The organism is Amycolatopsis sp. NBC_00345 (genome assembly GCF_036116635.1).
GTDB lineage: Bacteria > Actinomycetota > Actinomycetes > Mycobacteriales > Pseudonocardiaceae > Amycolatopsis.
Genome location: NZ_CP107995.1, coordinates 2,203,793 through 2,223,106 on the forward strand (window position 1 = coordinate 2,203,793; position 19,314 = coordinate 2,223,106).

20 protein-coding genes and 1 pseudogene are annotated in these 19,314 nt (G+C 71.2%); 12 read left to right on the forward strand and 9 right to left on the reverse strand.

Going from position 1 to position 19,314, the window contains the following annotated elements; translation table 11 throughout:
• Window positions 1-9 precede the first annotated feature (9 nt).
• Both OG943_RS09765 and OG943_RS09770 read right to left on the reverse strand, forming a co-directional pair.
• Window positions 10-783: a maleylpyruvate isomerase family mycothiol-dependent enzyme gene (locus tag OG943_RS09765; protein ID WP_328609392.1), complete on the reverse strand. Its 774-nt coding sequence runs from the start codon at window positions 781-783 to the stop codon at window positions 10-12.
• 228 nt (window positions 784-1,011) lie between these two features.
• Window positions 1,012-2,001, reverse strand: coding sequence for a helix-turn-helix transcriptional regulator (locus OG943_RS09770; RefSeq protein WP_328609393.1), 990 nt, complete (start codon window positions 1,999-2,001; stop codon window positions 1,012-1,014).
• A gap of 113 nt (window positions 2,002-2,114) precedes the next feature.
• Here OG943_RS09770 and OG943_RS09775 point away from each other — a divergent pair, with 113 nt between their 5' ends.
• On the forward strand, window positions 2,115-2,582 hold the full coding sequence (locus OG943_RS09775; RefSeq protein WP_328609394.1) for a VOC family protein: 468 nt from the start codon (window positions 2,115-2,117) through the stop codon (window positions 2,580-2,582).
• Between the two features lie 66 nt (window positions 2,583-2,648).
• Window positions 2,649-3,674: an aldo/keto reductase gene (locus OG943_RS09780; RefSeq protein ID WP_328609395.1), complete on the forward strand. Its 1,026-nt coding sequence runs from the start codon at window positions 2,649-2,651 to the stop codon at window positions 3,672-3,674.
• A 184-nt stretch (window positions 3,675-3,858) separates the two neighbouring features.
• Here OG943_RS09780 and OG943_RS09785 read toward each other — a convergent pair whose 3' ends face one another.
• The 5 genes from OG943_RS09785 to OG943_RS09805 all read right to left on the reverse strand — a co-directional run bounded on the left by OG943_RS09785 (window position 3,859) and on the right by OG943_RS09805 (window position 8,607).
• Window positions 3,859-4,680: a class I SAM-dependent methyltransferase gene (locus OG943_RS09785; RefSeq protein ID WP_328609396.1), complete on the reverse strand. Its 822-nt coding sequence runs from the start codon at window positions 4,678-4,680 to the stop codon at window positions 3,859-3,861.
• Window positions 4,677-5,144: a GbsR/MarR family transcriptional regulator gene (locus OG943_RS09790; RefSeq protein ID WP_328609397.1), complete on the reverse strand. Its 468-nt coding sequence runs from the start codon at window positions 5,142-5,144 to the stop codon at window positions 4,677-4,679. The genes OG943_RS09785 and OG943_RS09790 overlap by 4 nt, the downstream gene beginning before the upstream one ends.
• 81 nt (window positions 5,145-5,225) lie before the next feature.
• A complete protein-coding gene (locus tag OG943_RS09795; RefSeq protein ID WP_328609398.1) occupies window positions 5,226-6,275 on the reverse strand; it encodes an LLM class flavin-dependent oxidoreductase in 1,050 nt (349 codons plus the stop codon).
• A complete protein-coding gene (locus OG943_RS09800) occupies window positions 6,272-7,543 on the reverse strand; it encodes an LLM class flavin-dependent oxidoreductase (RefSeq protein WP_328609399.1) in 1,272 nt (423 codons plus the stop codon). The genes OG943_RS09795 and OG943_RS09800 overlap by 4 nt, the downstream gene beginning before the upstream one ends.
• Window positions 7,540-8,607, reverse strand: coding sequence for an LLM class flavin-dependent oxidoreductase (locus OG943_RS09805; protein WP_328609400.1), 1,068 nt, complete (start codon window positions 8,605-8,607; stop codon window positions 7,540-7,542). The genes OG943_RS09800 and OG943_RS09805 overlap by 4 nt, the downstream gene beginning before the upstream one ends.
• 198 nt (window positions 8,608-8,805) lie before the next feature.
• Here OG943_RS09805 and OG943_RS09810 point away from each other — a divergent pair, with 198 nt between their 5' ends.
• Both OG943_RS09810 and OG943_RS09815 read left to right on the forward strand, forming a co-directional pair.
• On the forward strand, window positions 8,806-8,937 hold the full coding sequence (locus OG943_RS09810; RefSeq protein ID WP_328609401.1) for a hypothetical protein: 132 nt from the start codon (window positions 8,806-8,808) through the stop codon (window positions 8,935-8,937).
• On the forward strand, window positions 8,934-10,022 hold the full coding sequence (locus OG943_RS09815; protein ID WP_328609402.1) for a YeiH family protein: 1,089 nt from the start codon (window positions 8,934-8,936) through the stop codon (window positions 10,020-10,022). The genes OG943_RS09810 and OG943_RS09815 overlap by 4 nt, the downstream gene beginning before the upstream one ends.
• Here OG943_RS09815 and OG943_RS09820 read toward each other — a convergent pair.
• On the reverse strand, window positions 10,012-10,869 hold the full coding sequence (locus OG943_RS09820) for an SDR family oxidoreductase (RefSeq protein ID WP_328609403.1): 858 nt from the start codon (window positions 10,867-10,869) through the stop codon (window positions 10,012-10,014). The two genes, OG943_RS09815 and OG943_RS09820, sit on opposite strands and share 11 nt — an antisense overlap.
• A 59-nt stretch (window positions 10,870-10,928) precedes the next feature.
• Between OG943_RS09820 and OG943_RS09825 the strand changes: the two genes are divergently transcribed.
• From OG943_RS09825 to OG943_RS09850, 6 genes and pseudogenes are all read left to right on the forward strand, one after another.
• Window positions 10,929-11,495 (forward strand): TetR/AcrR family transcriptional regulator, encoded by a 567-nt coding sequence (locus tag OG943_RS09825; RefSeq protein ID WP_328609404.1) that lies wholly within the window; start codon window positions 10,929-10,931, stop codon window positions 11,493-11,495.
• A gap of 75 nt (window positions 11,496-11,570) precedes the next feature.
• Complete coding sequence (locus OG943_RS09830; protein ID WP_328609405.1) at window positions 11,571-12,464, forward strand: ABC transporter substrate-binding protein; 894 nt, start codon at window positions 11,571-11,573, stop codon at window positions 12,462-12,464.
• Window positions 12,461-13,291, forward strand: a complete 831-nt coding sequence (locus tag OG943_RS09835) for an amino acid ABC transporter permease (RefSeq protein WP_328609406.1) — start codon at window positions 12,461-12,463, stop codon at window positions 13,289-13,291. The genes OG943_RS09830 and OG943_RS09835 overlap by 4 nt, the downstream gene beginning before the upstream one ends.
• Window positions 13,288-14,040, forward strand: a complete 753-nt coding sequence (locus OG943_RS09840; protein WP_328609407.1) for an amino acid ABC transporter ATP-binding protein — start codon at window positions 13,288-13,290, stop codon at window positions 14,038-14,040. Before OG943_RS09835 ends, OG943_RS09840 begins: the two co-directional genes overlap by 4 nt.
• A 321-nt stretch (window positions 14,041-14,361) precedes the next feature.
• Window positions 14,362-14,610 (forward strand): annotated as a pseudogene (locus tag OG943_RS09845) (ankyrin repeat domain-containing protein); the annotation flags it as partial.
• Window positions 14,611-14,818: 208 nt separating this feature from the next.
• Window positions 14,819-15,784, forward strand: a complete 966-nt coding sequence (locus tag OG943_RS09850; RefSeq protein ID WP_328609408.1) for a LysR family transcriptional regulator — start codon at window positions 14,819-14,821, stop codon at window positions 15,782-15,784.
• Window positions 15,785-15,791: 7 nt separating this feature from the next.
• On the opposite strand, the gene OG943_RS09855 is transcribed toward OG943_RS09850, so the two are convergent.
• Complete coding sequence (locus OG943_RS09855) at window positions 15,792-16,691, reverse strand: carbohydrate-binding protein (protein WP_328609409.1); 900 nt, start codon at window positions 16,689-16,691, stop codon at window positions 15,792-15,794.
• A gap of 386 nt (window positions 16,692-17,077) precedes the next feature.
• On the opposite strand from OG943_RS09855, the gene OG943_RS09860 reads away from it, so the two are divergent.
• Window positions 17,078-17,827 (forward strand): S1 family peptidase, encoded by a 750-nt coding sequence (locus tag OG943_RS09860; RefSeq protein ID WP_328609410.1) that lies wholly within the window; start codon window positions 17,078-17,080, stop codon window positions 17,825-17,827.
• The gene (locus OG943_RS09865; protein ID WP_328609411.1) at window positions 17,824-19,293 is read left to right on the forward strand and encodes a M1 family metallopeptidase; all 1,470 of its coding nucleotides are present in this window, start codon (window positions 17,824-17,826) and stop codon (window positions 19,291-19,293) included. The genes OG943_RS09860 and OG943_RS09865 overlap by 4 nt, the downstream gene beginning before the upstream one ends.
• The last annotated feature ends 21 nt before the right edge of the window (window positions 19,294-19,314 follow it).

The window sequence follows — 19,314 nt, forward strand, 5'->3', positions numbered from 1 at the left end:
CCGATTCCGTCAGAAGCCGGGGAACACCCGGCGCAAGTCGTCGAGGGTGACGTTGCCTTCGACGGTGACGCCGTTGTCGTACGGTGCCTTGAGCCGGCCGCTGACCAGCCGGACGAAGGCTTCCGCCGGGCCGTTGAACGTCGCGGAAGGCGACTCGAGGTCGCTCACCACGGTGACCGCGTCGTCGATCACCAGGCCGGCGCCGGGGACCGCGACGGACACCGGGTTCGCGAGCTCGGCCGGCTTCGCCAGGAAGCTCAGCATGAAGCCCACGGGACCGGTCAGGAGGTCGACGAGCACCGCGGCCGAGTCGGCGTTCACCCCGGCGTTCGGGTCGAGGGCCACGCGCACGTCCCACGAGTGGTTGGCCACCTCGCTGAGCCGCATGCCCAGGGCGGTCACGAGCGGGACCGGCTCCGGCAGGAAGCCGAGGTCGACGGTCAGCGACGAGCGCTGCTCGGGCGTGAGGGCCTCGACCGTTTCGAGCCAGCGGCCGTTGTACTCCAGGAAGTTCTCGGCCTGCGCGCGCGGTGCGGACGCGTCCCAGCGGGCCCAGATCGTCTGGTTGTCTTCGGCCGCCACGGTCTCTCCGGCGGCCCGCGCGATGGGCGCGCGGCCGATCTCCGCGCCGCTGCCGAGGTGGGAAAGGGCCTGGGCGACGGTCCAGTCCGCGGCGCCGCTGGTGGTGGCCAGCTGGTCGTCGGTGAGGGTGCGGACGAGGTCGGCGAGCGCGGCGTGCTCGGAGCGGAGGACGGTGATCGTGCGGTCCACGAGTTGACTCATGCCACGCTCAACTCCCGAATGGACGCGTGTGTTCCGCCGGCATCAGGCATCGGGGTTTCGCACCCGTGTGGGTTCACGTGCTGAGGCTGGTCACGAGCACCTTGGTCAATCGGGTGAGGTAGGTGTCGTCCACCTGGCCGGCGGATCGCCGATCTGCGCGACGATCAAGCATGGCCGGTTTGGACGGCCAGCGGCGGTACACGGCCGCCTTGCCGGCCCCGGCCCGCGCTATCTGGTCCCCGCGGCGCGGCCGGCGCGACGGGACAGCTCGGCGAACGCCGCACGCAGCTCCGGCGGGTCGACCACCTCGATCTCGGTGTCGAAGCGGGCCAGTGCCGCGGCGAGGGCGGCCCAGGACCAGGACCCCGACGTCAGCTTGGTCCGGGCAGTGCCGAGTTCCTCGACGACACCGTCACCGGCGAACGGCGCCACCTCCGTCACGGGCAGGTCGAGGATCACCTCGCCGCGGCAGGGCCAGGCGTCCGCGCTTTCGGAGCCCTTGAACCGGGCCGACAGGAAGGCGGCCACGTCGCCACCCGGCACCTCACGGGGAACGAACCGTGGTCCGGCCGGGACGCGCGGGGTCATCCGGTCGGCACGGTAGGTCCGCCAGTCGTCGCGGTCGGGGTCCCAGCCGACGAGGTACCAGCGCCCGGCCCGCACCACGAGGTGGTGGGGCTGCACCCGGCGGGGCGGGCGCGGCTCGGCGTCCTCACCACGTCCCGGCGAGCGGTAGTCGAACCGCAGTTCCTCCGCGGCGCGGACGGCGGCGCTCAGTGTGAGCAGGACGCCGGTGTCGACTTGGGGACCGGCGCCGTGCTCGGCCGCGCTGATCTCCAGCGCGTCGACGCGCTGCCGCAACCGTGACGGCAACACCTGCCGCACCGTGGCCAGTGCCCGCGCGGCCGCCTCCTCGATGCCCGCGCCCGTCCCGACGGCGATCCGCAGCGCCACCGCGAGCGCGACCGCCTGCTCCTCGTCGAACAGCAACGGCGGCATCTGACTGCCCGCTTCGAGCCGGTAGCCGCCGTCGGGGCCCTTGACCGCCTGGACCGGGTAACCCAGCTCGCGCAACCGGTCGACGTCGCGGCGCACCGTCCGCTCGCTGACGCCCAGCCGCTCGGCGAGCAGGCCGCCCGGCCAGTCACGGCGGGCCTGCAGCATGGACAGCAGTGACAGCAGCCGGCTGGAGGTCGTCGTGGAGGAGGCGATCGGCATGTTTTCACCATGCCACAAGTAGCGGACGTTCTCTGACCGGTACTGCTGACATCGTCGTCCTTGTCGCCGGAAGCCTCCGGCATCAGGAACCACTCGTGAAGGACCGGAACACCATGTCGCTCAACGCTGTCGCGCACCTGAACTTCCACGGCCAGGCCCGCGAAGCCCTGGAGTTCTACCAGTCGGTGTTCGGCGGGCAGCCCACTGTCGCCACCTACGCCGACTTCGGGATGCCCGCCGAACTGCCCGGCGCCACGAACGTCGTGTTCGGCCAGGTCGTCGCCGAGAACGGCTTCCGGGTCATGGCCTACGACGTGCCCGGCGAGCACACGCCGGCGGCCCCGGGCGTGCCCAGCACGCGTCGCGAAAACGGCACCACGATCACCGAGGAGCGGTTCTTTCTGTCCGTCAGCGGCGAGAACGTCGAGGAGGTCACCCCGGTGTGGGAGGGCCTGGCCGAGGGCGCGACCGTGATCGAACCGTTCGGCCCCGCCCAGTGGGCGCCCGCCTTCGGGATGCTGGCCGACCGGTTCGGCGTCACCTGGATCGTCAACGTGCCGGCCGCGTACACCCAGGCCTGACCAATCCCGGCGAGGGGTGCGGCCGCTCCCCGGCCGCACCCCTCCACCCCCCACAGGAGAAACCCCTTGCGAACCCGCCCGCTCGGCCGCACCGGCATCCAGGTCAGTGCGTACACCCTGGGCACGATGATGTTCGGGCCGTACGGCAATCCCGACCCGGACGACTGCGTGCGCATCGTCCACCGTGCCCTCGACGGCGGCATCAACGTCATCGACACCGCCGACGTCTACGGCGACGGTGAATCGGAGAAGATCGTCGGGAAAGCCTTGCGTGGCCGCCGAGACGACGTCGTCCTGGCCACGAAGTTCAACGGCCCCATGGGCTCCGGCCCCAACCAGCGCGGCAGTTCCCGACGGTGGATCGTGTCCGCCGTCGAAGGGTCGTTGCGCCGTTTGGGCGTCGACTACATCGACCTCTACCAGGCCCACCACCCCGAACCCGGCACCGACGTCGAGGAAACCCTCGGCGCGCTGACCGACTTGCTGCGCGCGGGCAAGGTCCGCGCGATCGGCCACTCGAACCTGCCCGCGTCGGAGATCGTCGAAGCCCAGTGGGCGGCCGAACGGCGCGGGCTGGCCCGCTTCCGCTCCGAACAGCCGCACTACTCGATCCTCAACCGCGGGATCGAACGCGAGATCCTGCCGGTCTGCGAACGCTACGGGCTGGGCGTCCTGGTGTGGAGCCCGCTGGCGATGGGCCTGCTCGCCGGCCGTCTTCGCAAGGGCAGCGCGGAAACGGCGTCGGCCGGCCGCCTGCACTGGGCACGGCAGCACATGACCGACGAACGCAAACTCGACGCCGTCGAAGCCCTCGTCCCGGTCGCCGAACAGGCCGGAATGTCGTTGCCACACCTCGCCTTGGCGTTCGTGACCGCCCATCCCGCGGTCACCTCGGCGATCATCGGCCCACGCACACCCGAGCAGCTCGACGACCTGCTCGCGGGAGCAGACACGGTCCTCGACGACGACGTCCTCGACCGGGTCGACGAAATCGTGCCGCCGGGGACGGACGTCGGACCCGTCGACGTGGCTTACGTTCCGCCCGCGCTCACGCAGGCGGAACTCCGTCGGCGCGCTTCTGGCCAACGGTGATGTCACCGCAGAGGGTCAGTTCTCCGCCGGGTGAGGTCGGCGTGGCTGGCCAATGAGTGGCTGCTCGGCTGCCGGAGTAGCGCGAGGCTTCCTCGGAAGGTGACCCGGCCGGCGTCGTGCCCACGACTAGTGCCTGTTCCAGCGAACGGACGACGGCGAGCGTCTGCTGGGTCACCGTGCACAATCAACCTCGGCTAAAGCTGTACCGCGCGAATCGCATGGCGTCGCGTAGTGGAGGCACGTGGGCAACCGCTCGGGTCAACAACTGGGCCACGGTGCCGGTTTGGTGCCGGCCGATCAGTTCGACAGCCGACCGTTGGTCCGTCAGCCGCAGCGGGGGATGGGCCAGGGTGAAGGCGGCGGGGGCTGGCGTTGCGGAGCGGAAGCCGGTGTCGGCGCGGCGGATCGACGGTTGCAGTCGCGCGATGGCCTTCACCCACGGGGCGACGCCGTCGAAGACGAGCTGGCCGGTCGTGAAATGCTCCAGCGCACGATCGACCAACCGGCCGACGTCCTCCGCCGTGAGGTACATCAACAGTCCTTCGGCGAGGACCAGCGCGGGCCGGTCGGCGGGCACCTGGTCCCACCACGCGGATTCGGTGACCGAGGAACCCAGGGTGCGCACGCCCTCGATCGGTCCGTACAGGCGTTCGCGCAAGGTGATGACGTCGGGATAGTCCACGTCGATCCACTGGGCCGGGGCCGGCCGCGCGACGCGCAGGGGACGGCTGTCCAGTCCACAGGCCAGATGCAGCACCAGTCCGTCGGGGTGGGCGGCGAGGAACTCTTCGGTCCAGGTGTCGAACTGGCGGGCCCGGGCCGCGATGAGGGGCGTGTTTCCCTTGAGACTGTCCAGCTTGGCGAAGTCGTAGTCGATCCGGTCGATGACGTCCTGCGCGTACCGGTCGCCCAGGATCGGGGTCTCGCGCCGGTTGTCCAGTGCGCGCAGGTACAGCGCCATCAGAAGGGTTTCCTTCTCCTGGCTCAGGTGGACCGGTTCGGTCATCGGAGGCCTCCGCTCTCGCGCCGGCCGGGTTCCGGGTCGCGGAGCAGCGATCCGACCCATCGGTAGACCTCCTGCGCGGCGAGTAGCCGGGAGGCGCGGCCGGTGTCGGAGCCCATCAGGGCCAAGCCCTGTTCGAGCACGTCTTCGAAGGCGCTCATCCCTTCGATGCGCCGGCGTATCGCGGTTTCCCAGGCCTGGTCGTCGAGCCGGTAGTACGCGGTGCGCTCACCTGCCCGCGTGTAGCGGCGCACCAGCCCGGTCGTCGTCAGAGAGCGGATGTTCGTGGTCATCGACGCCCGGCTCGCCCTGATCCCGGCGGCGATGTCGGCCGCGGACTGTTCGGCGGGCTCGCAGATCATCAACCAGCCCAGGATGCGGCCGGTAATCGGCGGCAGCCCCTCCTGGTGCGCGAAGAAGGCCGAGACCTGCTCCACCCAGGCACGTGCTTCCCGGCCGTCGACCACGGCACACCTCCAGTCAGCTATTACAGCCATGACTGTAACAAGTGAACCAAGGCGCCGCCAGGGCGTACCGCTGAGGTCCTTTCAGTCGCCCGAAGGCCAGGACGGCCCGGTGATCGCGCGCCGCAGCACGGGGGCCACATCGGCCTGGAAGAGTTCCAGTGCGGCGCGGTGCTCGTCGGGCGTCCGGCCGTCGCGGTCGGCGGACAGGTGGATGACGCCGTGGCCGAACTGCTTGTGGTAGCGCAATACCTTCTCGGTGATCTGTGCCGGGCTGCCGATCAACGCGGAGCTGCGCTCGGCGAAGTCCTCCAGGGTCGGGAAAACCGGTTCCTGCCCGAGCTTCCGCTGGAGTTCCAGCCGGGCCTGGAAGATCGGCCGGTACGCGGCGAGGGCGTCCTGGGACCGGTGCGCGACGTGGAACCCGGCCGTGCCGGCGCCGACCACCGCGTCGGCGGGGTCGTGGCCGTGGAAGGCCCAGCGTTCGCGGTAGTGCCGGATCAGCTCGGCGTACGGTTCGATCGGGTTGGTCACGTTCGCGGAGAACAGCGGATCCCCGTGTTTCGCGGCCAGTTCGACGGATTCGCGGCTGGTGGCGCTGCCGTGCCAGATCCGGATCGGCTGCTGCAGCGGGCGCGGCCAGGTCTCCGCGTCGGTCAGCGGCGGCCGGAACCGGCCGGACCAGGTGACCCGGTCGGCGCGCCAGAGCTTGCGGAACAGTTCGTAGCCCTCGGCGTTGCGGTCCCACTGGTCCTCGGGCGTGACGTCGAACAGCTCGCGCTGGGCGGAGCCGTTGCCCTTGCCGATGATGAGCTCGAGCCGGCCGCCGGAGAGGTTGTCCAGCGTCGAGTAGTCCTCGAACGCGCGCACCGGGTCCAGCAGGCTGAGCGTGGTGACCGCGGTGAACAGCCGGATGCGGCGGGTCCGGGCGGCGATGTGGCTGAGCACCACCGGCGGGGACGAGGACAGGAACGGCCGTTCGTGCCGTTCCCCGACGCCGTAGCCGTCGAATCCCAGCTCCTCGGCGAGTTCGGCGTTCTCGACGACCTCGTGCAGCCGGGCGGCGGTGGCGGCGAGTTCCCCGGTGTGCGGGTCGGGGGTGTGCGTGATGAGGGTGATCAGCAGGAACCTCACGCCAGCCCCAGGTGCTCGCGCAGGGTGGTCCCCGAGTAGGCGGTGCGGTAGACGCCGCGGTCCTGCAGCTCCGGGACGAGCCGGTCGACGACGTCGTCGATCGAGCCCGGCACGAGGTGCGGGCTGAGGTTGAACCCGTCGACGACGCGGTCCCGGGCGTAGCGGGCCCATTCGTCGGCGACCTGCCCGGGAGTGCCGATGAACGAGTGGCGCCGCGGTTCGACCTCCAGCACCAGTTCGTGGATCGACAGGCCCTTCGCCTCGGCCAGGTCCCGCCACTGCCGGACGCGGTCGAGCTTGCCGGTGCGGTCCTCGATCGAGATCGTGCCGCGGGACGGGTCCAGCTCACCCTCGACGGGTTCGATGTCCGGCAGCGGGCCGTGCGGGTCGTAGGCCGAAAGGTCCTGGCCCCAATACTGTTCGAGGAACGCGATCGCGCGCTGCGGGCTGATCTGGCGGCGCCGGATCTCCTCGGCGCGTTCGGCGGCCTCGGCGGGAGTGTCGCCGAGGACGACCGTCGTGCCGGGCAGGACGCGCACCGCGTCGGGGGAACGGCCGTGGCGCGCCAGCCGTTCCCGTAGGTCGGCCGCGTACGCCGCCGCTTTGTCGTAGGCGGTGTTCGCGGAGAAGACCACGTCGGCGTGGCGCGCGGCCAGCTCCCGGCCGCCGGGCGAGTCGCCGGCCTGGAACAGCACCGGACGGCCTTGCGGGCTAGGCGGGACGGTGGGCTCGGCGCGCAGCCGCACCAGATCGGTGTCCGCCTCGACCGGCCCGTTCCCGGCCCACAACGCCTTCGCCGCTTCGACGAACTGCGTCGCGCGTTCGTAGCGGCGCTCGTTCGCCAGCCAGCCGCCGTGGCGGAAGTTGGCGCCGGTCCAGGCGTTGTCCGTGGTGACGATGTTCCAGCCGGCCCGTCCGCCGGAGAGGAAATCGAGCGAGGCCAGCCGGCGCGCCAGGTCGGCGGGGTAGTTGTACGTGGTGTTCTGGGTCGCGACCAGCCCGATCTTCGTGGTGGCACCGGCCAGCGCGCTCAGCTGCGTGATCGCGTCCGGGCGGCCGGCCACGTCGAGGGAGTGCACACGGCCGCGGTTTTCGCGCACCCGCAGGCCTTCGCCGAGGAAAAACGCGTCGAAGAGCCCGCGTTCGAGCGTGCGGGCGACGGCGACGTACGTCTCGATCTCGGTGTGCGGCGCGTTGGACGGGTCGTCCCACAGGAACTGCGGCCCGACGCCGGTGTAGAAGACCCCGAGGTGCAGCTGCGCGGTCATGCGTTTCCCTTCGACGCTAAGGCGAACCGGTTCTCGGGGCGGGCCAGCCCCAACGTGGCGCGGAGCGTGGCGCCCGGTTCCGGCGGCGCGAGCAGACCGAGCCGGCGCAGCTCCGGCAGCACCTCGCGACCGAGGAGCGGCAGGTCCGTCGCGAGGACCGCGGGGTGCAGGCGCACGCCGTCGAGGTCGGCTGAGAGCTGTTCCAGCAACGCGGCGAGACCGGCGGCGGATCCCGTGTAACGCGCGCGTCCGGCCGGCGGCCAGCCGTCCGAGCCTGCGGGTTCGCCGGGTTCGAGCAGGACCTCCAGTTCGCCGAACACCAGCGGAGCACCGGCTTCGCGGGCGCGGCGAGCCCGCCGCCGGAGGTCTTCGGCATCGGTGCCGCCGACGAGCACGAGGTCCGGCCGCACGACGTCGGCCAGGTCTTCCGCGGCGAGCACGACCAAGCGGCCCTGCGGCGGCCGGGGCGTGATCAACGGGCCCTTGACCGAAAACGTCTCCCCGGTGAAGTCCACGTGGTGGACCTTGTCCGGGTCCAGGTAACGGCCGGTCGCGACGTCCTTGATGACCGCGTCGTCTTCCCAGGAGTCCCACAGCCGCCGGATCACCTCGACGATGTCGGCCACTTCCCGCCGGCGGTCCTCCGGTCGCGGGCGGCCGACCGTCGCGAGTGCCTCGGGGGTGTCGGAGGCGCCCACGACCCACGCCGCGCGTCCGTGCGTGGCGTGGTCGAGGCTCGCCAGCTGGGCCGCCAGATGGAACGGCTCGGCGGTCAGCACGTGCGAGGTCGGCGCCAATCCGATGCGCGCGGTCCGGGTGGCCGCGTAGGCCGCGCGCACCGTGGCGTCGATCCGGAAGCCGCCGGTGAGCGGCACCGGTGCGTCGTCGAAGGTGACGAACGTGAAGCCCGCCCGCTCGGCGCCGGTGACGACGTCCACCAGGATCTGCGGGTCCACCCGCGCGGCCGGCGACCGGCCGGGGAACCGCGCGGCCTCCGGATGCGCCCCGTCACCGTCGAGCTCGACCGCGACGTGCAAAGTCCTGCGGGGCAGGGATGAAGTCATGCAGGCACCCTCGATTCGTTTCTGCCAGGGGTAGTCGCTGCCGGCGGTGCTCCGCATCGGTGTTCAGGATGTGGGCAGCCGGGGAGGTGTTGTTCCGGCAGTCCGGACGGTCAAGAAGAATCCGGCAATGTCCCACGTATTGGGCATTCCGCACCGTTGCTGTCCCGGCAGCCCCGGCCCGCCTACAGTCCTGCGGTCATGAGTTCCGATTCGAACCCGAAGGGCCCGGCGCGGATCAGCGCCGACTGGGCCGCGGTCTTGGTCGCGGCCGTGCTGGTGGCGTTGGCCGCGTTCGGCTTGCTGCCGTCGATTCCCTTTCTGGTCAAATGACCACGGACGCGATCGCCGGCCGGCGCGGGGTGGACGCGATCCCGGTCGTGCGCTACCTCCCGGGACTGCTGCTGCTCGCCGCGGTGGGCGTGATCGGGACGGTGGCGCAGAACGGGGTGCGCAGCCTGGGCCACGCCACCGGGACCGCGTTGCCCGACCTCGAATACGTGCTGTGGGCGATCCTCCTCGGGCTGGTCATCCGCAACACGGTCGGCATCCCGGCGCTGTTCCGGCCGGGCGTGGGCACCTACGAGTTCTGGCTCAAGACCGGCATCGTGCTCCTGGGCGCCCGGTTCGTGCTGGGCGACCTGGCCAAGCTCGGCGGGTTCAGCCTCGGCCTGATCCTGGTCGACATGGCGGTGGCGACCACCGTGATCCTCTTGGTGGGCAAGGCTTTCGGGCTGGGCGGCAAGTTGTCGTCGCTGCTGGCCATCGGCACCTCGATCTGCGGCGTCTCGGCGATCATCGCCGGCAAGGGCTCCATCGACGCCGACGACGAGGACTCCGGCTACGCCATCGCCGCGATCCTGGCCCTGGGCGCGGTCGCGCTGTTCACGTTCCCGATGATCGGGCACGCGCTGCAGCTGTCCGACACCGAATTCGGCCTGTGGGCGGGCCTGGCCGTGGACAACACCGCCGAGACGACGGCGACCGGCGCGGCGTACTCCCCGCACGCGCAGGACGTCGCGGTCGCGGTCAAGAGCACCCGGAACGCGTTGATCGGGCTCGTCGTGCTCGGTTACGCGGCCTACTGGTCCACCCGGGGCGGCAAGGCCGTGGCCGGCGGGCTGAAGGGGCGCGCCGGCTTCGTGTGGCGCACGTTCCCCAAGTTCGTGCTGGGCTTCATCGCGGTCTCCGCGCTGGCCACCGCGCACGTCTTCGGCAAGGCCGACGTCACCAGCCTCGGCAACCTGTCCAAGTGGGCGTTCCTGCTGTGCTTCGCCGGTGTCGGACTGAACTTCGACCTCCGGCAGATGGCCCGCAGCGGGCTGCGTCCGCTGGTCGTCGCCGCACTCGGCCTGGTCGTGGTCGCGGCGTGCTCGCTCGGCCTGGTCCTGCTGACCTCGCAGTGGATCAGCTTCTGACCCGCTCGTCGGAGAGGAATTCGTCGAACGTGCGCGGGCGGCGGCCGGTGAGGCGTTCGACGGTGTCGGTGGTTTCTTCGAGCGCTCCCGCGGCGACCTCCGCGTAGAGCGCGGCGACGTCGGTGGCGAAAGCCGCGGGCAGGCCCTGCCCGGCGAGTTTCGCGGCGAAGGCGTCCGGCGGGAGGTCGACGTAGCGCACCGGCTTGCCGGACCACGCGGTGAGCTTCGCCGCGATCTCGGCGTGGTCGAGTGCTTCCGGTCCGGTGACGACGTGCTTTCCGGCCGGCGGCTCGGGCGCGGTCAGAAGTGCGGCAGCGCAGGCCGCGATGTCGCGTGTGTCCACATAAGACACACGGCCGGTGCCGTACGCGCCGATGAGGTCGCCCTCCTCGGTGAAGGAGCCCGCGCCAGTACGGAAGTTCTGCATGAAACCGCTCGGTTGCAGACAGGCCCAGGCGAGGCCGGACTTGTCGAGTGCCCGCTCGATCGTGGCGTGCGCGCCCTCGGCCAGGCGGGCGCCTTCGCGGGCGCGCCAGACCGAAACCTTCACCACGGCTTCAACGCCGGCGTCCCGCGCCGCGGTGATGGCCGCGAGCTGCTGCCGGACCATCGGCTGCTCGCCGTCGGCCGGGACGGCGCCCGCGCCGGTGAGGAACAGCCGGTCCGCGCCGGCGAAAGCGGCCGGAAGTGATGCCGGGCGGTCGAAGTCGCCGATCACGTGGGGGCAGCCGAGCTCGCGGCCCTGCTCCGCGCGGCGCACGAGCGCGGTGAACGGCACGCCCGCCGCCGACAGCAGCCGGACGAGCGGGCGGCCGATGGTTCCGGTGGCACCGCTGACGAGGATCATGAGACACTTCCCAAGGAAATCGAGGGTGGCTCGGGTTACGATAGTGAGGGGGCCTCGACTTGGCAACGGGTGATGCTTCGCGGCCGTTGCGCGCCGACGCGCGCCGCAACCGAGAGCGGTTGCTCGGCGTCGCGGACGAGACGTTCCAGGCGGAGGGAGTAGACGCCTCACTGGAGCGGGTCGCCCGCCGGGCCGGGGTCGCCATCGGCACGCTCTACGGCCATTTCCCCACGCGCGCCGCGCTGGCCGCGGCGTTGCTGCGCGACCGCCACGACGCATTGTTCGCGCTGGGGGACGCGCTGCCGGGGGAGCGGGCGGAGCGCGACGCGCTGGCGGAGTGGATGCGGCTCGTGGCGGCGCACGCGGTGTCCTACCGGGGCCTGGCGACGTTCCTCAGCCGCGGCGCCGGTGACGAGACCTCGGACCTGCACGCCGACTGCGCCCGCATGGCCGGCATCACCGAGCGGCTGACCACGAGCGCCCGTGCGGCCGGGGTGATCGCGCCCGGGACGACGGCGGACGACGTGACCGCGATCGTGAACGCGGCGGCGTGGACGCAGGAGCAGAGCTCGCCGGGGCAGGCGGCCCGGCTGCTTGCGCTCGGGGTGCGCGGGCTGTCCCGCTGACGGCGGCGCGTCCCGCATCATGGGCATCCGCCTGGCGGCTGTCGGCCGCGGTCCCCGGCCCGGCATGATGCCCGCATGTCGCTTCGATTCCGCCGGGCCGCGCTCGTGGTGGCCGCGGCTGTGAGCTGCCCGTTGTGGGCTGTCGCGTGCGCGCCCGTCGACCAGGGTGGTGAGGCCGGTTCCCCGCCGGCCGGGTCGCTCACCCCCGGGCAGGGCGGCTGCGTTCCGGCGCAGCTGAAAACGCTGAAGCCGGGGTCGTTCACCTTCGGCACCGACCAGCCGGCGTACGCGCCGTGGTTCTCCGGCGACGACCCGGCCAACGGCAAGGGGTTCGAGTCGGCCGTGGCCTACGCGGCGGCCGGCAAGCTGGGCTACCGCCAGGACCAGGTCGCCTGGGTGCGGGTGCCGTTCAGCGCCGCGATCCAGCCCGGGGCGAAGACCTACGATGCCGACCTCAACGAGTTCTCGATCACCGACGAGCGGCGCAAGGCTGTCGACTTCTCCGCCCCCTACTACGACGTGACCCAGGCCGTGGTCACCACCAAGACCTCGCCGGTCGCCGGAGCCACCACGCTGGCCGCGCTGCGCGGGGCCAAACTGGGCGCGCAGGTCGGCACCACCAGCTACGACGCCGCGGAGAAGGTGATCGCCCCGACTGCGCAGATTTCCGTGTACAACAACAACGACGACGCGAAGCAGGCGCTGGCCACCGGGCAGATCCAAGGCCTGGTCGTGGACCTACCGACCGCGTTCGAGATCACCGGGGCCGGTGAGGTGCCGGACTCGGTGATCGTCGGCCAGGTCCCGCCGGCGGGCGCGGCGGAGCAGTTCGGCGCCGTGCTGGACAAGGGCAGCCCGCTCACCGGGTGCGTCTCGGCGGCGGTGGCGGCCCTGCGAGCCGACGGCACGCTGGCGAAGCTGACCGACCAGTGGCTGACCCGCGCGGGAAGCGCGCGTGAGCTGAAATGACGAGCAGCCTCCAACGGGAACGCTTGGCGTACAAGCGTTCTCGCGCCCGGCGCTCCACAATGGTCGCACTGTGCTCGACGCTGGTCTTCGCGTTGGTGGCCTGGTTCACCATCACCTCGGCGCCGGGGTGGCCCCGGGTGCGGGACTCCTTCTTCGACGTGCACTCGGCGCTGGCGTCGCTGCCGTCCGTCCTGAAAGGACTGTGGCTCAACGTCCGGGTGCTGGTGGTGTGCGAGGCCGCCATCCTGGTGCTCGGGCTGGGCATCGCGGCGCTGCGCACGCTGCGCGGGCCGGTGTGGTTCCCGCTGCGCGCGCTGGCCACCGGGTACGTGGACCTGTTCCGCGGGCTGCCGCTGATCATCTGCCTGTACCTGGTCGGGTTCGGCCTGCCCGGGCTGCGGCTCGCCGGGATCCCGAACGACCCGGTGCTGCTCGGCGGCATCGCGCTTGTGCTGGTGTACGCCGCCTACGTCGCCGAAGTGCTGCGGGCGGGCATCGACTCGGTGAGCCCGTCGCAGGTCGCGGCGGCGCGGTCGATCGGCCTGACCCACAGCCAGGCCATGCGGATCGTGGTGCTGCCGCAGGCGGTGCGCCGAGTGCTGCCGCCGCTGCTGAACGACTTCGTGGCGTTGCAGAAGGACTGCGGGCTGATCTCCGTGCTCGGCGCGGTGGACGCGGTGCGGGCGGCGCAGATTGGGGTGGCGCGGTTCTACGACTTCACCCCGTACGTGGTGGCGGGCCTGCTGTTCGTGGTGCTCGCCGTGCCGTGCGCGCGGCTGGCCGACGCCGCGGGCCGGCGGCTCGCGACGCGGGAGGGGGCACGATGACGGAACCGGTGCTCCGGGTGTCGGGCCTGGTGAAGCGCTACGGCGGCCACACCGTGCTGGACGGCGTCGACCTCGCGGTCGCCGAGCACGAGGTGGTGGTGTTGATCGGCGCCTCAGGCTCGGGAAAGTCGACGCTGCTGCGCTGCGTGAACCTGCAGGAGGACCTCGACGACGGGCAGATCCTGCTCGACGGGCAGGACGTGTCCGACCCGCGGACCGACCCGGACGTGGCGCGGCGCCGGATGGGCGTGGTGTTCCAGGCGTTCAACCTGTTCCCGCACCTGTCCGTGCTGGACAACGTGACGCTGGCGCCGCGCGTGGTGCACGGCCGCCCGCGCGAGGAAGCGGAAAGCGCGGCGCTTGCGCTGCTACGGCGGGTGGGGCTGGAAGAAAAGGCGAAGGCGTACCCGGACCGGCTTTCCGGCGGCCAGCAGCAGCGGGTGGCGATCGTCCGCGCGCTGGCCTACGAACCGCGGCTGCTGCTCCTGGACGAGATCACCAGCGCCCTGGACCCGGAACTCGTCGGCGAGGTGCTGACGCTCGTCCGCGAACTGGCCGGCCAGGGCCGCACCATCCTGATGGCCACCCACGAAATGGGCTTCGCCCGCCAGATCGCCGACCGGGTCTGCTTCCTCGACGCCGGCGTCCTGATCGAATCCGGCCCGCCGGAGCGGATCTTCACCGAACCGGAGCACGAGCGCACGCGGCAGTTCCTGTCCCGCATCATCGCTTCGGGGAGGCTGGGCTAGGGCGTGTCTGGTAATGCTGTGGTCCAAGTGATCACGGTGGTGAGGAGTACTGCGGAGCGGCAGACGATGGCGAGCTTGTCGTGGCGCGTGGCCAGGCCGCGCCATTGTTCGCTATTACCGTGGTGTGATGAGCCGCCCAAGGCTGCGCAGCCGAAGGGGATGACGGCCGAGGATAATATCCAAAAAACTCCCCGATCATCCCGAAAGACGGCCTGTTCCACTATGGGCACAGACGTGCTACTGGATCGAGGGTCCGTGTAGTAATTATGAGCCACCCCTATGAGCAACACTGGGAGAGATCGACATGGTTGACCGGCCCAGCAGGGCAACGTCGAGGTCGCCGAGGCGCTGCTTGAAGCCGGAGCTGCGGTCGACGCGGTTAACCAGTATGGGAACACGCCGCTATTCGTGGCAGTGTTCACTTCGCGGGGACGAGGCGATGTCATTCAATTGCTTCGTCGGCGCGGGGCTGATCCACGCAACGTAAATGGCGCGGGGCAGACTCCTGTCGGGCTGGCTCGGCTCATCGCAAATGACGATGTTAAGCAGTTTTTTGACGACGTCGATTAGTGGGCCGGTTCACGCTGGTTCCGGAGACGGGCCGTGCGGTGGTCGCCGTGACGGCGCTGCTCGGTGAGGGTGAGACGAATTGGCTGCGGTGTCAGCTCTCGGGCAGCCCTAGCCGCGGCACCGGAACGCCACCCATCCGAAGCGATCATCGGCACTACAGTGAACGGGCTCGTGTCCGAAGACCGCCGGCTGGGGTTACGGAGGAGTCGTGGAGCTGGAACTGCGCCATCTGCGGGCGCTCGTGGCCATCGCCGATGCGCACAGTCTCATCCGGGCGGCGAAGGTGCTGCACGTTTCCCAGCCGGCGTTGTCCGGGCTGCTGCGGCGCGTCGAAGCGTCGGTCGGCGGGCTCCTGTTCTCCCGGTCGCCCACCGGGTGCGTGCCGACCGCGCTCGGGGCGGACGTCATCGCGGACGCGCGGGTGGTGCTGGCCGGGATGTCCGCGCTCACCGGCCGGATCGGGGCCCGGCGGGAACCGGCCGGGGCGTTGCGCGTCGGCGGGTACTGCGGGTTCCTGCATCTGGCGTTGTCGCGGTGGCTGCGGGACCAGCCGTGGTGCGACACGGCCAGTGTGCACGAGGACCAGGACGAAACCCGCACGCTGGCCGGGGTCTCCGCCGGTGCGCTCGACCTCGCGCTGGTCTACCTCGCGCCGCTGCCGGACCGGGTTCTCCCGGACGGTGTCGAGAGCGTCGTGGTGCACTCGCGGGAACCGGTTTTCGTGATCCTGGCCCGGGACCACCCACTGGCCCGGCTGGACGCGATCCCGCTCTCCGCCATCGCCGAGCACCCCTGGGCGGACGACCCGCCGTGGACGACCCGCTGGTCGGTGTACCTGCAGGACGTGTGCCGCCGCCACGGCGTGGCGCTCGATCAGCCGCACCGGCCGCAGTGCCTGGCCACCCTGCTCGACCTGGTGCGCGCGGGCATGGCGCTCGCGCCGGCGCTGGCGACCCGCGAGGACGGGCAGACCGGCATCGTGGTGCGCGCGATCGAGGACGCGCCGCTGTGGCAGGAACTGCGCCTCTGCTACCGGCCGGGCACGGTCGTGGCGGACCGGATCGGCGAGATCCGGCAGGCGGTGGCGCGCGACTACGCCGGCCGGCAGGGGTGCAGCGCCGCGTTCGACCTGTGGTGGCGCGAACGCGGCCGCGAACTCCTGCCGGCCGGGTAGGCCGGGCTCAGACGCTGACCCGCCAGTTGCTGTTCGGCGTCGGCACCTCGAATTGCAGCGACGAGCAGTCGTAGTCGCCGGGGCTCGGGTTCGCGGTGGGCTGCAGCGGTGAGTTCGACGGCGTCGCCGCCACCCACTGCCCGCCGACGCGCAGCTTCAGCGAACTGGACTCGAACACCTTGCCCCGCGCGTCCGCGCAGTAGTACGCCTCATCGGTCGAGGGGTCGACCGTCGAGTACAGCTCGAAGATGTCCCAGCCTTCGTCGAGGGCGCTCTGGTCGCTCCCGCTCTGGGTGAACAACTCGTCCCACGCGCCGGTCCTCACGTTGTAGAGCGAGGCGGTCCAGCTGTTGCTGCCCGAATCGGTCTTGACCTCCTGCACGGTGTAGGCCGGGTGCCCGTCCACCGTGCTGGTGTAGCTGGAAAGGAACGAGCTGTCGATCGGCACGACCTTCGCGGGCGACACCGACTGGCACCAGTCCCACGCCCAGACCTGCCCGGCCTCGCCGAGCCCGTACGCGGTGACGACCTCGATGCAGGAATGCCCGGTGGGCTTGACCGTCGGCGCGTAGACGACGTCCGAGCTGTTCGAGAGCTGAAGGTCCGGGACCACGCTGTGGGTCACGACAAGGCCGTCCGCGCCGGTCGACAGCTGGGGTTCGGGCCCCCAGAAGGTGTGCTTCTGCGCGTCGAGCCGCGGTGTGGCGGCGGTGGCCCGGCCCGCCTGCGCACGGCGCATCTGGAGGAACCGGTCCGCCGCGGGCCCGGCGGCGGCCTTCGCGGCGGTGCCGGTCAGCCCGGGCACGACGCCCTTGACCGGCGTCGCGGAAGCCGGCGAGCTGCCGGCGGCGGCCGTCACGGCCACGGCTATCAGGAGGGAAGTGAGCAGGGCAAAGAGTTTCCGCATCGCTGCAGCTCCTCGTCGGGGGCGAAGGGAACGCGCGGACGGCGGGGAAAGGGGAGAGTGGCGCCCGTCCGCGGGAAACTGGATGGTAGGGCGGGATTTCCCTTACCTGGCACCGACTTTCGGCGGGTCTTCGGCATCGGCGCAGGCCAGGGCGGGCATCGGGTTTTCCCGGGCGCCCGGGTTATGCCGCCATTCGGAGCAACGCCGGGTCAGCGCAGCCCTTCGGCCACTTTCGCCAGGCCGTCCCTGATCAGCCGGCCGTAGTCGTCGTCACCGAGTGCGCCGATCGTGTGCCGCTGGAAGGGAAACCCCGGCCTCCGCTTATCTCGCGCATATAAGCCGCCTCCTACCGTGCGGTCTTCGTTGACGATTCGGTGGAGGGGAACATGCGGAAGACCATGGTGGCGGCCATCGCCGCTTTCGCGATCGTGCCGGTGGCGGCCGCGGCGCCCGCGGAGGCGATCGTCGGTGGCAGTGCCACCAGGAAACCGGTCAGCTGGGCCGCGTCGCTCCAGGACGCGAGCGGGCAGCACTTCTGCGGTGGCACGTTGATCGCGCCGCAGTGGGTGCTCACCGCCGCGCACTGCGTGATCCAGCCTTCGACGGGGAAACCCGCCGTGCCCGACCGGATCCGGCTGGGCAGCCTGCAGGCGCACGACGGCGGCACACTGGTCAAGGCGATCGAGGCCCGCCCGCATCCGACCGCGCGGTTCGATCCGGACGCGCACGCGTTCGTCGGAACCGACCTGGCGCTGCTCGAACTGGACCACCCCGTGCGGAACCTTCCCTTGCTGCCCAGCGCGCGGACTCCCGGCGTGGGTACGCCGCTGCGGCTGCTCGGCTGGGGCAACACGAAAACCGACGGGCCCGCCTTTCCCGAGGAACTGCGCGAGGTCACCCTGCCGGTGACCGAGACCGCCGACGACCGGTTGCGCCTCACCGACGAGGACGGCCGGGGCGTCGGCCCCGGTGACTCGGGCGGCCCCGCCGTGGTGCGCACGAAGTCCGGGCCCCGGCTGGCGGGGGTCACCAGCAGCGGCGGCCTCCGCCCGCCGGACACGATGACGAGCAGCTACACCGACGTCAGCCGTTACCTCGGCTGGATCGCCGGCACCGTTGCGGGAGCCGGAAAATGAGCCGGACGCTCGCGACGATCGTCGCGGTGGTGCTGGTCGCTTCGACGACGAGCGCGACCGCCGCGGAAGCCGTCCCACGGGCCGACGACGGCCTCGACGTCAGCCACTACTCCGTGAACCTCGACTACCGCCCCGATTCGGACACGCTGGCCGGGGTCACCACGATCCTGGGCACCGCCACCCAGGCGCTGTCGCGGTTCGAGCTGCGCTTCCTGCTCGACGTCTCCTCGATCTCGGTGAACAACGAGCCCGCCGCGTTCACCACGAAGGACGGCAAGCTCACCGTCACCCCGAAGAAGCCGGTCGCGAGCGGCGGGGACCTGATCGTCGTGGTGCGCTACCACGACAATCCCGGCAAGCACCCGGGCGGGGACGGGCAAGGCTGGGGCTGGCTGCGCACCCCGACCGGCGCCGTCGCGGTGGAGAGCGCGGCCTGGTGGTACCCGAGCGCCGTCGACGAGGCCGACCAGGCGACCCTCGACCTGACGGCCGTCGTGCCGACGGGGGTGGAGGTGATCTCCAACGGGGCCCTGCAGTACGGCGGACCCGTCCCGGCACCGCGCGGCGACCAGTGGTCCTGGCGCGGCGAACGCCCGCAACCGAGCGCGTCCGCGTTGCTCGCCATCGGCCAGTACGACGTCAAGACCGGCACCGCGCCGGACGGCCAGCCGGTCGTCACCGCCTACAGCACGGATCTCGGCGCCCTCGACGCCCCGGCTCGTGCCTCGGTCGAACGGACGCCGGAGATCGTCCAAGCCCTGTCGGAGTGGTTCGGCCCCTACCCGTACCGCGCCGAGGGCGGCCTGGTCGACTCGAAGTTCTTCAACGTCGTCGCCACGGCGACCCGCCCGATTTACGCGGGCAGCTACTTCCAGGGCGGCGCGAACGCGTCGATGGTCGCGCACGAGAACGCGCACCAGTGGTACGGGAACGCCGTGCACCCGATCGACCTGACGACCACCTGGCTGGCCGAAGGATTCGCCACCTACGCCGAATTCCTGTGGTCCGAACGGGAAGGACTGGGCACGGCGGCCGAACTCGCCCAGTACTACTACGACCAGCACCCGGCGGACGACCCGGTCTGGCGGCAGCCCCCGACCAACCCGGACCCGGCCAGCAATGCGGCCTTCCCGGTCTACACCCGAGGTGCCCTCGCCCTCCAAGCGTTGCGCAGCAAGGTCGGTGACCCGGTGTTCTTCCGGATCATGAGCGACTGGGCGGCGGAGCAGAAGCCCGACACGGCGCCGACCACGGCGGCGTTCGTCGAGCTAGCCGAGCGCGTCTCCGGCCTCGACCTCAGCGGTCTGTTCCAGGCGTGGCTCTACGCTCCCGAACGCCCGGGCACCGGCCCCGACGGCCCGGCAGTCGCGCGGCTGGCCGCGAAACCGAAGTCCTGCGACACCATCACCGCCAACGGCGAACGCCTCGCTTCGACGCGGCATCAGGGCGGTCGCCGAACCGGGTGATCACGCTGCCGGATGCCCCCG

Bases quoted from the DNA above. Each gene is read 5' to 3' on its own strand.
- OG943_RS09770 (WP_328609393.1), bottom strand. From the start codon at position 2,001: ATGCCGATCGCCTCCTCCACGACGACCTCCAGCCGGCTGCTGTCACTG.
- OG943_RS09785 (WP_328609396.1), bottom strand. From the start codon at position 4,680: ATGACCGAACCGGTCCACCTGAGCCAGGAGAAGGAAACCCTTCTGATG.
- OG943_RS09865 (WP_328609411.1), top strand. From the start codon at position 17,824: ATGAGCCGGACGCTCGCGACGATCGTCGCGGTGGTGCTGGTCGCTTCG.
- OG943_RS09860 (WP_328609410.1), top strand. From the start codon at position 17,078: ATGCGGAAGACCATGGTGGCGGCCATCGCCGCTTTCGCGATCGTGCCG.
- OG943_RS09775 (WP_328609394.1), top strand. From the start codon at position 2,115: ATGTCGCTCAACGCTGTCGCGCACCTGAACTTCCACGGCCAGGCCCGC.
- OG943_RS09810 (WP_328609401.1), top strand. From the start codon at position 8,806: ATGAGTTCCGATTCGAACCCGAAGGGCCCGGCGCGGATCAGCGCCGAC.
- OG943_RS09830 (WP_328609405.1), top strand. From the start codon at position 11,571: ATGTCGCTTCGATTCCGCCGGGCCGCGCTCGTGGTGGCCGCGGCTGTG.
- OG943_RS09800 (WP_328609399.1), bottom strand. From the start codon at position 7,543: ATGACCGCGCAGCTGCACCTCGGGGTCTTCTACACCGGCGTCGGGCCG.
- OG943_RS09835 (WP_328609406.1), top strand. From the start codon at position 12,461: ATGACGAGCAGCCTCCAACGGGAACGCTTGGCGTACAAGCGTTCTCGC.
- OG943_RS09840 (WP_328609407.1), top strand. From the start codon at position 13,288: ATGACGGAACCGGTGCTCCGGGTGTCGGGCCTGGTGAAGCGCTACGGC.
- OG943_RS09815 (WP_328609402.1), top strand. From the start codon at position 8,934: ATGACCACGGACGCGATCGCCGGCCGGCGCGGGGTGGACGCGATCCCG.
- OG943_RS09805 (WP_328609400.1), bottom strand. From the start codon at position 8,607: ATGACTTCATCCCTGCCCCGCAGGACTTTGCACGTCGCGGTCGAGCTC.
- OG943_RS09855 (WP_328609409.1), bottom strand. From the start codon at position 16,691: ATGCGGAAACTCTTTGCCCTGCTCACTTCCCTCCTGATAGCCGTGGCC.
- OG943_RS09765 (WP_328609392.1), bottom strand. From the start codon at position 783: ATGAGTCAACTCGTGGACCGCACGATCACCGTCCTCCGCTCCGAGCAC.
- OG943_RS09820 (WP_328609403.1), bottom strand. From the start codon at position 10,869: ATGATCCTCGTCAGCGGTGCCACCGGAACCATCGGCCGCCCGCTCGTC.